Origin of the sequence: Kribbella sp. VKM Ac-2566 (assembly GCF_004366005.1) — a bacterium.
Taxonomy (GTDB): Bacteria; Actinomycetota; Actinomycetes; order Propionibacteriales; family Kribbellaceae; genus Kribbella; species Kribbella pratensis.
This window is the reverse complement of the sequence record NZ_SODT01000009.1, coordinates 1-11945: the sequence shown is the minus strand read 5'-3', so window position 1 is coordinate 11945 and position 11945 is coordinate 1. Positions and strand designations below refer to the sequence as shown.

Here is an 11945-nt window from a genome sequence, read left to right as displayed (position 1 = left end):
TCGCCGCCTAACTCGGCCCCCTCTCTCAGACCAGACCGCGGCGGGCGGCCCAGACGATGGCTTCGATGGCAGTGCTGAAGCCGAGGCGGTCGCAGATCAGCCGGGTGCGCCGGCGGACGGTGCGTTCGGACAGGTCGAGGCGCCGGGCGACGCCGTCGACCGGCAGGCCGGTGGCGAGCAGGCGGAGGAGTTGCAGGTCGTCGTGGCTGATCTCGCGCGGCGGCACCCGTCGCGCGAGCGGTCGAAGTTCCTGGGGGAGGGCGGTCATGCTGATCACCTTGTTCCGAACACCCGGGACTCGGCGGCGTCCCAGTCGGCCGGTTTACCCTGCGGCCCGTAGCGCCGCAGGGAGTGTGTGGATCGGACCAGGGCGCGCATCGCGCTCAGGTCCGGGAAGGGCTCGCCGAGGGCGCGAGCCTGGACGAGGACATTGCCCAACGCGGAGGCCTCGACGGGTCCGGCGAGGACCGGTACACCGCACGCGTCGGCGGTGAGCTGGCAGAGCAGCTCGTTCTGCGAACCACCGCCGATCACGTGCAGTACGTCGACCTCTCGGTCGGCGATCGTCTGCGCGGCACGCAACGTACGGCGGTACGCGAGGGCGAGGCTCTCCAGGATGCAGCGAACCACGGCACCACGAGATCGAGGCGCGTCCTGACCGGTTGCCCGGCAGTGTTCCTCGATGCGCGCCGGCATGTTGCCCGGGGCGAGGAACTCGGGAGCGTCCGGATCGATCAGTACGGCGTACGGCGGCGCGGCGGCCGCGTCCCGCAGCAGCCCGGGCAGGTCGTCGTCGCCCCAGACCCGTTGGCATTCCTGCAGGATCCACAGCCCCATCACGTTCCGCAGGAACCGGGTTCGCCCGTCGACGCCGCCCTCGTTGGTGAAGTTCGCTTCCCGAGCGTCGTCCGTCAGGACCGGCGCATCGAGCTCGAGGCCGACCAGCGACCAGGTGCCCGAGGAGATGTATGCGAACCGCTCACCCCCTGCGGGCACAGCAACGACAGCCGACGCCGTGTCATGCGATCCGACAGCAATCACTGGAATCCCCGGCGCCAAGCCGGTCTCGTCCGGTAGCACTGTCCCGACTACATCGCCTGGCTCCCGCAGCGCAGGAAGCACCTGGCGTGGAACCCCCACCCGAGATACCACGTCATCGCTCCAGTCCCGGGCCACCACGTCGTACAGCTGGGTCGTGGAGGCGTTGGTCCGCTCCACACCGATCTCCCCTGTCAGCCAGTACGCCAGCAGGTCAGGGATCATCAGCAGCGTGGCCGCGTCGGCCGGCAGCTTCTCGGCTGCGAGTTGGTAGATGGTGTTGAACGGGAGCTGCTGCAGGCCTGTGACGGCGTACAGCTCGGCTGCTGGAATCGTTGATAGGACGCGTTCCATCACGCCGTCGGTGCGGGAGTCGCGGTAGTGCACAGGGTTGCCCAGCAGGCGGCCGCTCTCGTCGAGTAGTCCGTAGTCGACAGCCCAGGAGTCGATGCCGATGCCGTCGAGCGGTCCTGCGGCCTGCAATCCCTCCAGGATCGAGCGGTAGAGGTGCAGGACGTCCCAGTGCAGCCGGCCGCTCACGCGCACCGGGCCGTTCCAGAAGCGGTTCAGTTCACGCAGCTCGAGGACGTCAGCGCCCACCTCGCCGAGCATCACCCGCCCGCTCGAGGCCCCGAGATCGACCGCCGCGACGCGCTTCATACCGATACCTAGCGGAGGAAGGCGGCGGCTACGCCGGCGTCGACTGGGATGTGCAGGCCGGTCGTGTGGGTGAGATCCCCACCGGTCAGCGCGAACACCGCGGCCGCGACGTTCTCGGGCAGCACCTCACGCTTCAGCAGGGTCCGCTGCGCGTAGTACGCACCGAGTTCCTCTTCCGGTACGCCGTACACCGCGGCCCGCTTGGCTCCCCAGCCGCCGGCGAAGATCCCGGATCCGCGCACGACGCCGTCGGGGTTCACACCGTTGACCCGGACCCCGTACTCGCCGAGCTCGGCCGCGAGCAGGCGAACCTGGTGGGCCTGATCCGCCTTGGCGGATCCGTACGCGACGTTGTTCGGGCCGGCAAACACCGAGTTCTTGCTGGAGATGTAGACGATGTCGCCGCCCATCCCCTGGTCGATGAGCACCTTCGCGGCCGCCCGCGAGACCAGGAACGAGCCCTTCGCCATCACGTCGTGCTGCAGGTCCCAGTCGCGGTCCGTTGTCTCCAGCAACGACTTCGAGATCGACAGCCCGGCGTTGTTGACGATCAGGTCGACACCGCCGAAGGCCAGCACAGCCTCGCGGAACGCCGCCTCGACCGCGTCCGCCGATGACACGTCCGCGCCGACGGCGACGGCGACGTCCGTGGATCCGATCTCCTTTGCCACCGCCTCGGCCGCAGCCTCGTCGAGGTCCGCGACGACAACGCACGCGCCCTCGGCGGCCAGACGTTGCGCGATCGCCTTGCCGATGCCCGACCCACCACCGGTCACGAACGCGACCCGGGTCGCGAGCGGCTTCGGCCGCGGCATGCGCTGCAGCTTCGCCTCCTCCAGCGCCCAGTACTCGATCCGGAACTTCTCCCGCTCGTCGATCGGCGCGTACGTCGACACCGCCTCGGCGCCTCGCATCACGTTGATCGCGTTCACGTAGAACTCGCCGGCCACCCGCGCGGTCTGCTTGTCCTTCCCGAAACTGAACATCCCGACACCAGGCACGAGCACGATCGCCGGGTCGGCACCGCGCATCGCCGGGCTGTCCGGCTCGGCGTGCCGGTTGTAGTACGCCGCGTAGTCCTCGCGATACGCGGCGTGCAGCTCCTTCAGCCGTGCGACCGTGTCCTCCACCGAGGCCGACGGCGGGAGGTCCAGCACCAGCGGCCGGACCTTGGTGCGGAGGAAGTGGTCCGGGCAGGAGGTGCCCAGCGCGGCCAGCTCGGCCAGCTTCTCTCGTGCAGTGAACTCGAGCACGACGTCGGAGTCGTTGAAGTGGCCGACCTGCGGCTTGTCCGTCGACGCGAGCCCACGGATGACGGGTGCAAGTGCGGCGGCCCGGGCGCGACGTTCGTCGGTCGGCAGGGGTTCGTAGCCGGGGACGATCGCGCCGAACGGTTCGGCGACACCGCGGTCCGCCAGGAAGCGTTCCGCCGTACGGATGATCTCCAGGGAGTTCGCCTCGCACTCCTCGGACGTGTTTCCCCAGGCCGTGATGCCGTGGCCGCCCAGGATGCAGCCGATCGCCTGCGGGTTCTCCCGCTTGACGGCGGCGATGTCCAGCCCGAGCTGGAAGCCGGGCCGTCGCCACGGGACCCACACCACGCGGTCGCCGAAGCACTCCGCGGTCAGCTTCTCGCCGTCCGCCGCGGTCGCCAGCGCGATTCCGGAGTCCGGGTGCAGGTGGTCGACATGAGGGGCATCGACCAGCCCGTGCATCGCGGTGTCGATCGACGGCGCCGCACCGCCCTTCCCGTGCAGGCAGTAGTCGAACGCGGCGACCATCTCGTCCTCACGGTCCACGCCCGGGTACACGTCGACGAGCGAGTTCAGGCGGTCCAGACGCAGTACGGCGAGACCCTTCGTCGTCAGCGTGCCCAGGTCACCACCGGATCCCTTCACCCACAGCAGGTCGACGGGCTGCTGGGTGACCGGGTCGGTCTCGGTGCCCTTCGCCGACGTGTTCCCGCCGGCATAGTTCGTGTTGCGCGGATCGGCACCCAGTCGGTTGCTACGCGCAACGAGCTCGGCTGCAGTGTCGGTCATCGGTACTCAGGCTCCCCATCCGGCCTGCTGGCCGTCGGCTCGGTCTTTGCTGATCTGCTCGAAGTAGCCGCTGCGCTTGTACGCCGCAACCGGGTCACGGTCCAGGCCCTGCGACTCGCGGAGGTCCGCGAGCAGCGGCCGGACATCGGTGTTGTACGCGTCCATCAGGGCGGCGTTCGCACCGAGGACGTCGCCTTCCCGCTGTGCCTTGCGGAGAGCGTCGCGGTCGACCAGCAGCGCCTTGGCGGTGGCCTCCTGGACGTTCATCACCGAGCGGATGATCGCGGGGATCTTCTCCTCGATGTTGTGGCACTGGTCGAGCATGAACGCGATCCCGCGGTCCGGGTCGAGCGCGTCGCCGCGGACGATCTCGTTCATGATCCGGAACAGCTGGAACGGGTCCGCGGCGCCGACCATCAGGTCGTCGTCGGCGTAGAACCGGCTGTTGAAGTCGAAAGCGCCGAGCTTCTTGGTGCGGAGCAGGAAGGCCACGATGAACTCGATGTTCGTCCCCGGCGCGTGGTGCCCGGTGTCGATACAGACCGTTGCCTTCGGCCCCAGTTCGAGACAGTGCGCGTACGACGTACCCCAGTCCGGCACGTCCGTGGTGTAGAAGGCCGGCTCGAACAGCTTGTACTCGAGCAGCATCCGCTGGTCGTCACCGAGCCGGTCGTACACCTCCTTCAACGCGGTCGCGAGCCGGTCCTGCCGGTCCTGGATGTCGTCCTGGCCGGGGTAGTTCGTGCCGTCGGAGAACCACAGCTTGAGGTCCCGGGACCCGGTCGCGTCCATGATGTCGACGCATTCGAGCAGGTGATCGGTGGCCTTCCGGCGTACCGCGGGATCCGGGTTGGTGACGCTGCCCAGCTTGTAGTCGTCGTCCTGGAACACGTTGCTGTTGATCGCCCCGAGCCGGACACCCTGCTCCTTCGCGTACGCCGCCAGCGCCGCATAGTCGTCGACCTTGTCCCAGGGGATGTGCAGCGCCACGCTCGGCGCCACCCCGGTGTACTTGTGGACGACGGCCGCGTCGGCGATCTTCTCCTCGGGCGACCGCGGCACCCCGGGCTGGCTGAACACCTTGAACCGGGTGCCGGAGTTCCCGAACGCCCACGAGGGCAGCTCGATCTCCTGGCGGCTGAGGGCGGCCTTCACGGCTTCGGTCGTCATGGTTGGTCCTCTTTCAGATGGAAGATCTCGGGCAGGAGGAGGAACGACTCGTCCGGCGGCCTGCCGTCTGTACCGGTGAAGAATTCGGTCATCTGGGCTTGCCAGCGGGTGTTGACCTCGGTCGCCGCCATCGCCTTCTGCGCCGCCTCCAGGTCCTCGGACTCGACGTACCCGATCAGCAGACCGTCGTCGCGGAGGAAGAGCGAGTAGTTGTGCCAGCCCGAGTCCCGCAACGCGGCCTGCATGTCCGGCCAGACGTCGCGGTGCCGTTCGACGTACTCGTCGAGCCGGTCGGGCCGGACCTGCAGACAGAAGCAGTAACGATTCACGGCGTCACCTGTACTCGAGCGGGCGGGACTGTGGCGTGCTGACGACTCCTGGGATGAAAGGTTTCAAGAGCGTCCCATGACGCTAAGCGGGTGTACGCCCGGGCGTCAAGAGTCTGCCCACCTTTCGCGGCCGATCCCGGACCGGTAGCGCGGGAATCGGGCCGGAAGCGGGTATTCTTCGGCCGCTAAGACGTTTCAAGTGTTTGCAGCGCGGAGGGAGGTTCTCGTGTCGGTGGATGACGCGGAAGCCGTGCCCGAGCGCACCCGGCGACGCCGTGCGCCGAAGCCGCACGCCGCCGGGGTGAAGGCGGTCGCCGCGGCCGCCGGGGTCTCGCTGGGGACCGTGTCCAACGTCCTGAACCGTCCCGAGGTCGTCAGCCCCCTGACCCGGGCGAAGGTCGAGGCCGCGATGGCCTCGCTCGGCTTCGTCCGGAACGAGTCGGCGCGGCAACTGCGGGCCGGCTCCAGCCGGATCCTCGCGTACGTGATGCTCGACGCCGGCAACCCGTTCTTCACCGATGTCGCGAAGGGCGTCGAGGAGGCGGCGCAGGCGGCCGGCCTCTCGGTGTTCCTCTGTACCAGTAGTGAGGACGTCGACCGCGAGGCGGCGTACCTCGATCTGCTCGAGCAGCAACGCGTCCAGGGCATCCTGATCACGCCGATCGACCAGAACTCGTCCCGCCTGCGGAAGCTGCCGTCGCGCGGTACGCCGGTGGTCGTGGTCGACCGCGCGCTCGACGACGCCTCGCACTGCTCAGTCGCGGTGAACGACGTCCTCGGCGGCGAGCTCGCGATCTCGCATCTGCTGGAGCTCGGCCACGAGCGGATCGCGTACGTCGGCGGGCCGAACACGATCGGGCAGGTCATCGACCGCCGCGACGGTGCTCGCCGTGCGCTGCGGACCGCCGGGAGGCCGATGGCGGACCTGATCGAGTTGACCACCGGCGCACTGACGGTCGCCGAAGGTAGGGGCGCTGGGCAACGACTTGCGGGGCTCCCGGCGGATCGCCGGCCGACGGCCGCGTTCTGCGCGAACGACCTGCTGGCGTTGGGATTGCTGCAACAGTGCGTGAGCCTCGGGCTGCGCGTTCCGGAGGATCTCGCGATCGTCGGGTACGACGACATCGAGTTCGCGGAGGCGGCCGCCGTACCGCTGACCTCGGTGCGTCAGCCGCGGCAGCTGCTCGGCCGCACGGCCGCGGAGTTGCTGCTGGACGAGTCGTCGAACCCGGACCACGAGCACCAGCGCGTGACGTTCACGCCGGAGCTGGTGGTTCGCACGTCAACGCGCGGAACGCTCTAGTCCGTAGGCCGCGAGGAAGACCTCGGCGGCTTGGTCGGCGAGCTTCTCGAGCTCACCGGGCTTCGGGCGCTGCCGGGTGCCCGCGAACATGGCGCGGTTCATCGGCTTGTACATCACCAGACCGGCGAACTGGTACGCCGCCAGCGTCGGGTCGTCGAGTCGCTTCAACAGACCGCGGTCGCTCAACCGGGTCAGCGCCTGCCCGAGCGCGTCGAGGGACTTCTCGAAGCCGCTGTTGAACCAGGCGCCGCACACCTCGGGGAACCGGTCCGCCTCGGCGATCACGAGCCGGCGGAGCTGCAGGACGCTGTCGGCGGTGAGGCTCTGGAGCAGGCGATGCGCCAACGCACGCAGGGCTTCGCGCGCGTCGGCGGCCCCTTCGAGCGTGTCGACGTACGCCTGCTGGAGGCCGTCCAGCAGTTGGTCGCTGGTGCCGAGGACGATCTCGGCGAACAGGCGCTCCTTGTTCTCGAACTGCTTGTAGACGGTTTGTTTGGAGACGCCGGCCTTGGCTGCGACCTCGTCCATGCTCGCGCCGAGGTACCCGTGGCTGAGGAAGACCTCGGTCGCCGCGGCCAGGATCGCGCGGCGTTTGCGGGGCGTCCGTCCCTCGATCTCTGCCTGCTCCACTCGCTCCATGCGGAAAATCATACTAGACAGTCCAGTTCTCTGATGAGTACTGTACGGTCTAGTTCTTCATAGGAGAGGGGAAGAAGCATGAGCACCGTGACTTCGGCCGACGGCACCGCGATCGCCTTCGAGGCGTACGGCCAGGGCAGGCCGCTGATCCTGATCGACGGGGCGACCGCACACCGGGCGGTGAACCCGGTGAACGACGAGGTCGGGAAGCTGCTGACCGACAGCTTCCGGACGTACGCGTACGACCGGCGTGGGCGGGGCGAGAGTGGCGACACCGCGCCGTACGCGATCCAGCGCGAGATCGAGGACATCGCCGCCTTGATCGAGGACGCTGGTCAGCCGGCCGTCCTCTTCGGCTGGTCGTCGGGCAGTTTGCTGGCGCTGGACGCCGCGGCTGCGGGGCTGCCGATCGCCGGGCTGGTGTTGTTCGAGCCGCCTGTCGTCGTCGACGACGTACGGCCGCCGCTGCCATCCGACTACGTCGAGCAGCTCGAGACGTTCGTCGCGGAGGGGCGCCGCGACCAGGCCGCCGAGCTGTTCATGACCGCGGCCGCAATGATGCCCGCAGAGGCGATCCCGGGCATGAAGCAGTCGCCGTACTGGGCGCCGGTCGAGGAGATCGCGCACACGATCTCGTACGACGGCCGCATCATGGGGACCACGATGTCGGGCAACCCGCTGCCTGCCGACCGCTGGGCGGACGTGAAGGTTCCGGTCCTGGTTCTGTACGGCGACCAGACCTGGCCCGCGCTGTCCGCCGGAGCCAGGGCCGTGGCCGAGCACCTGCCTACCGCGACATTGAAGGCGATCCCCGGAGAGAACCACGGGACCGAGGCGGCGACGCTGGCTCCGGTACTGCGGGAATTCGCGGACTTGACCTAGGGCGCGCTCCAGCTTGTTGGCTCTTGCGCATGGTGAATCTTGCGCTGGGCGCTATGGAGTACGGGACGCGGATCGACGAAGAGACCTCGTTCCGGTTGCTGGATGCTTATGTGGACGCGGGCGGGGAGTGGATCGACACTGCGAACTGCTACGCGTTCTGGCAGGACCCGAGCGGACACGGTGGCCAGAGTGAGGAGCTGCTCGGGAGGTGGTTCGCCCAGCGGCCCGGCGTACGGGACCGGGTCAAGCTGGCGACCAAGGTCGGGTGCGAACCGCTCTGGCCCGGCAGCTGGCCCGAACACTCGGAAGGCCTGGGCTCCAAGGCGATCGACACTGCGCTCGAGACCTCGCTGCGCCGCCTCGGTGTCGACCACATCGACCTCTACTGGGCACACCGCGACGACAGGTCCACTCCACTCGAGGAGACCGTCGCCGCGTTCGGCAAGCACGCTGCGGCCGGCACCATCGGCCGTCTCGGGCTGTCGAACTACGCACTCTGGCGGGTGGAGCGGATGCGCGGTCTGGCGGGTGAGCTGGGCGTGATGGCTCCGAGTGCGCTGCAGCTGCGGTACTCGTACCTGCAGCCCCGGCCGTTCGTCCGCGACCACACCCACGACCACCGCTTCGGCTGGATCACCGACGAGGTCCTCGACTACGCACAGAACAACCCGGAGCAGCAGCTGTTCGCCTACAGCCCGCTGATGTCCGGTGCCTACGAGAACCGCGCCGACCGCCCGATCGACCCAGCCTTCCACCACCCCGGCACCACCCGCCGCCTGGAGGCCCTCACCGACCTGGCCACCACCCTCAACACCACCCCCTCGGCAGTAGTCCTCGCCTGGCTCACCGGCGGCGCCCCCGCCATCACCCCCATAGTCGGCATCAGCACCCCCACCTACCTCACCACCGCCCTAACCGGCGCAAACCTCTCCCTAACCCCCACCCAGCGCAACCAACTCGACGAGGCCTGGTAGACACCAGATCCCGCCAACCCTTCACGTTGCGTGACGACAGGCGTAGCGTGCCGTGCTCAACGGCATGATCACGCAGGCCTGTGGGGGGTCGGCCGTGACGAGTTGGTTGGGGATGGCACATGACAGAGGAAAGCTGGCATCAGGCACGTCTGATACCGACGTCGGGAATCAACGGCGCTGACGAACAGGAGCGCCGGGCGACGTCCGCTCTGCTCGCCGTGATGTCGTCGGTGCGCGAGTTCGGCCGGGTTCTTACGCAGCCGTTGGGAGCACCCGCAGGACAACTGGAGACGTTCATAGAGGTGCCGTTCTACCTTGGCGAGCGGCGCCTTTATCCAGACGGACTTCTGCGATCGCGGCGCGGCCAGAAGGAATGGACGGCGCTCGTCGAGGTGAAGACCGGCGTCAACGCACTCGACGCGGAACAACTTGAGGCCTACCTCGACATCGCCCGTGAGCAGGGATTCGATGCCGTCATCACGATCTCGAACGAGATTCCCGCCGTCGCTGGGCTGCATCCGACCACGGTCGACAAGCGGAAGCTCAAGCGGGTCGCCCTGCACCACTGGTCCTGGTCGATGGTCCTCGCGGAGGCCGTGCTGCAGAAGGAACATCGGGGCGTCGCCGATCCTGACCAAGCCTGGATCCTCGGTGAGCTGATCCGTTACCTCGAGCATCCGCGGTCAGGAGCGCTCCAGTTCGACGACATGGGTCCCTCGTGGGTGACGACCCGGGAAGCCGTTGCCTCCGGCACGCTCCGCGCGGGCGACAAGTGCGCACCCGAGGTTGCTGCCCGGTTCGATGCGCTCCTCACCTACGTAAGCCTTCAACTTGGCCGGAAGCTCGGTGAGGATGTCACACCCGCGTTGTCCCGAAAGCAGCTGGCCGATCCCGCTCTGCGCTCGCAGTCGCTGGTGCAGTCGATGAGTACGCAGGGGACGCTCCAAGGAGCGATCAACATCCAGAACGCTGTGGGGCCGCTGGTCGTCACCACAGATCTCCGCGCTGGGGTTGTCACCTGTCACGTCGACATCGCCGCACCGCGGGACGGCCGGGCTACAACGCGGGTCAACTGGCTTCTGCGCCAGCTCAGGCACGCACCGGACTCGACGAGGGTCGAAGCGTTCGTGATGCATGGTCGTGGGGCTGGTACGGCGGAGTTGCTGCGTGCTGTCCGTGATCAGCCGGCATTGCTCATCGAGGATCCGAAGAAGGACCTGCGCTCGTTCCGGATCGCACTCGGCTCACCGATCGGAAGCAAGCGTGGGCGGGGCCGCGGCTCCTTCATCGACTCGGTGGAGAACGCGATCAACACCTTCTACGGCGACATCGTGCAGGACCTGCGGGCCTGGACGGCAGCGCCGCCACGACTACGCGAAGTACCGGAGACTTCGGACGAACAACCGTCGCTGACGTCCACCGCGTTGTCGTCACAGGACGGAGCCGAGGCCGACGAGATCCCTCGGCAGCCCGAGGACGGTCACGCGCTACACCCGGACGTCCCCGACGATCGGTTGGACACGGAAGGTGCTGGGCAGCCGTCTCCGAGCCTGGCAGGCGGCCGGCCCGGAACGCCTGAGCCATCTATCTGAAGATCATCCTCGATCAGCGCTCCCGTTGGACCCGGGGTCGGTGAGATGGTTTGGGGGTGGACAGGGATGCGTTCTGGGGTCTGGTCGAGGATGCGCGGGCCTCGGTGGATGACACCGTGGCTGATGCGGACGGAGTTGCGGACGCGCTGACCAAGGTGCTGGGTACGGCGGAGGCCGAGGAGATCGTCGGGTTCGGGACCGAGCTCGCGCGGTTGCAGGTCGAGTCGTACCGCTGGGATCTGTGGGCGGCGGCGTACCTGATCAACTCCGGTGCTTCGGAGGACGGGTTCGACTCGTTCCGGGGCTGGCTGCTCGCACAGGGGCGGGAGGTGTGGGAAGCGGCGCTGACCGATCCGGACTCGCTCGCCGATGTGGTCGACGAGGACCGGCCGGAGGGGTTCGAGGGCTTCGACGGCGAAGGGATGCTGCACGTCGGCAGTCACGCCTACAAGAACCTGACCGGCGACGAGGCGGCGTACTGGAAGGCCGTCGACCGCGACGCCCCGGACACCCCGGACCTCCCCGCCGGCAAGGAGATCGACTTCGACGACGAGGACGATCTGCAGACGCGCCTGCCGCGGCTCGCGGCCCTGTACCTCGACGCCTGACGTCGGCTTCTCACCATCGGGACACATGGCGGATCCACGCGTTTGCTTGAGTCGAACACATGTTCTAATATAGGTCCATGACGGCGGTGGCGATGGCGCAGCTTCCCGGCGAGCAGGCACTCGCCGGAGCCGAGGCTGCGTGGGCGCTGGTGCCGCCGGATGACTTGCCCGACCTCGCGGATCCATGTCCTCCGCGTTATCTGGGCGAGGAGGACTGGTACGACGACCTGCCGCCGATGTCGCGGGTGGACGGGCTGGAATGGGAACTGTGGGCCGGGGTCGAGCAGGACGAGGCCGAACGCGAGATGCTTCGCCTGAAAGCACCCGCCTGGGTCTTCCTGCCGCCCGGCGCCGAGCTCGCCGCGGCGCTGGAGGAGCTGCGGCCACAGTGCGAGTCACCGATCGCGCTGATCGAGGCCATGAAGGCCGCAGCCCGCATGGAAGCCTGGGCCGCGGCCATCAAGACCTCGGCGATGGCCTCGTTCCACCGCCAACGCAAGGCCCAAGCCACCGAGATCCCCCGCCCCACCCAGATCGACTCCACCGGCCGGCCGATCGACCCCGAACGATCCTGGGCGGCCGAAGTCGGCGCCGCACTGCGGCTGTCCACCGCCACCGCAGCCCGACACATCGACACCGCACTCCACCTGACCGGCACCCTGCCGGCCACCCACACCGCGCTGCGCTGCGGCGCCCTGAGCTTCGCCA

General features: G+C 68.3%; 12 protein-coding genes. 6 read left to right on the top strand and 6 right to left on the bottom strand.

From position 1 onward, the window contains the following. Positions 1-25 precede the first annotated feature (25 nt). Genes EV647_RS11490 through EV647_RS11470 form a run of 5 tightly spaced genes read right to left on the bottom strand, consistent with a single transcriptional unit; the run spans position 26 to position 5239 of the window. Positions 26-268, bottom strand: a complete 243-nt coding sequence (locus EV647_RS11490) for a LuxR C-terminal-related transcriptional regulator (protein ID WP_133786749.1) — start codon at positions 266-268, stop codon at positions 26-28. A gap of 5 nt (positions 269-273) precedes the next feature. Then, positions 274-1698, bottom strand: a complete 1425-nt coding sequence (locus tag EV647_RS11485; RefSeq protein ID WP_134001984.1) for a rhamnulokinase family protein — start codon at positions 1696-1698, stop codon at positions 274-276. Between the two features lie 8 nt (positions 1699-1706). Beyond that, positions 1707-3740, bottom strand: coding sequence for a bifunctional aldolase/short-chain dehydrogenase (locus EV647_RS11480; protein WP_134001982.1), 2034 nt, complete (start codon positions 3738-3740; stop codon positions 1707-1709). A 6-nt stretch (positions 3741-3746) separates the two neighbouring features. Then, a complete protein-coding gene (rhaI, locus tag EV647_RS11475) occupies positions 3747-4910 on the bottom strand; it encodes an L-rhamnose isomerase (protein ID WP_134001980.1) in 1164 nt (387 codons plus the stop codon). Then, entirely contained in the window at positions 4907-5239 is a 333-nt protein-coding gene (locus EV647_RS11470; protein ID WP_134001977.1) for an L-rhamnose mutarotase, read from the bottom strand. The genes rhaI and EV647_RS11470 overlap by 4 nt, the downstream gene beginning before the upstream one ends. Before the next feature lie 226 nt (positions 5240-5465). On the opposite strand from EV647_RS11470, the gene EV647_RS11465 reads away from it, so the two are divergent. Beyond that, positions 5466-6542, top strand: a complete 1077-nt coding sequence (locus EV647_RS11465) for a LacI family DNA-binding transcriptional regulator (protein WP_238175407.1) — start codon at positions 5466-5468, stop codon at positions 6540-6542. On the opposite strand, the gene EV647_RS11460 is transcribed toward EV647_RS11465, so the two are convergent. Further along, entirely contained in the window at positions 6522-7181 is a 660-nt protein-coding gene (locus tag EV647_RS11460) for a TetR/AcrR family transcriptional regulator (protein WP_134001975.1), read from the bottom strand. The two genes, EV647_RS11465 and EV647_RS11460, sit on opposite strands and share 21 nt — an antisense overlap. Before the next feature lie 78 nt (positions 7182-7259). On the opposite strand from EV647_RS11460, the gene EV647_RS11455 reads away from it, so the two are divergent. The 5 genes from EV647_RS11455 to EV647_RS11435 all read left to right on the top strand — a co-directional run. Further along, positions 7260-8063, top strand: coding sequence for an alpha/beta fold hydrolase (locus EV647_RS11455; protein ID WP_134001973.1), 804 nt, complete (start codon positions 7260-7262; stop codon positions 8061-8063). Positions 8064-8092: 29 nt separating this feature from the next. Beyond that, a complete protein-coding gene (locus EV647_RS11450) occupies positions 8093-9037 on the top strand; it encodes an aldo/keto reductase (protein ID WP_202876140.1) in 945 nt (314 codons plus the stop codon). Between the two features lie 119 nt (positions 9038-9156). Then, on the top strand, positions 9157-10629 hold the full coding sequence (locus EV647_RS11445) for a hypothetical protein (protein WP_202876139.1): 1473 nt from the start codon (positions 9157-9159) through the stop codon (positions 10627-10629). Positions 10630-10685: 56 nt separating this feature from the next. Then, on the top strand, positions 10686-11237 hold the full coding sequence (locus tag EV647_RS11440; protein WP_134001969.1) for a DUF4240 domain-containing protein: 552 nt from the start codon (positions 10686-10688) through the stop codon (positions 11235-11237). A gap of 77 nt (positions 11238-11314) precedes the next feature. Further along, a partial coding sequence (locus tag EV647_RS11435) for a DUF222 domain-containing protein (protein ID WP_134001967.1) occupies positions 11315-11945 on the top strand: 631 nt, incomplete at its 3' end.

Excerpts from the sequence above, each read along its gene's own strand:
- EV647_RS11490 (WP_133786749.1), bottom strand. The coding sequence starts at position 268 with ATGACCGCCCTCCCCCAGGAACTTCGACCGCTCGCGCGACGGGTGCCG.
- EV647_RS11485 (WP_134001984.1), bottom strand. The coding sequence starts at position 1,698 with ATGAAGCGCGTCGCGGCGGTCGATCTCGGGGCCTCGAGCGGGCGGGTG.
- EV647_RS11480 (WP_134001982.1), bottom strand. The coding sequence starts at position 3,740 with ATGACCGACACTGCAGCCGAGCTCGTTGCGCGTAGCAACCGACTGGGT.
- rhaI (WP_134001980.1), bottom strand. The coding sequence starts at position 4,910 with ATGACGACCGAAGCCGTGAAGGCCGCCCTCAGCCGCCAGGAGATCGAG.
- EV647_RS11460 (WP_134001975.1), bottom strand. The coding sequence starts at position 7,181 with ATGGAGCGAGTGGAGCAGGCAGAGATCGAGGGACGGACGCCCCGCAAA.
- EV647_RS11455 (WP_134001973.1), top strand. The coding sequence starts at position 7,260 with ATGAGCACCGTGACTTCGGCCGACGGCACCGCGATCGCCTTCGAGGCG.
- EV647_RS11450 (WP_202876140.1), top strand. The coding sequence starts at position 8,093 with ATGGTGAATCTTGCGCTGGGCGCTATGGAGTACGGGACGCGGATCGAC.
- EV647_RS11445 (WP_202876139.1), top strand. The coding sequence starts at position 9,157 with ATGACAGAGGAAAGCTGGCATCAGGCACGTCTGATACCGACGTCGGGA.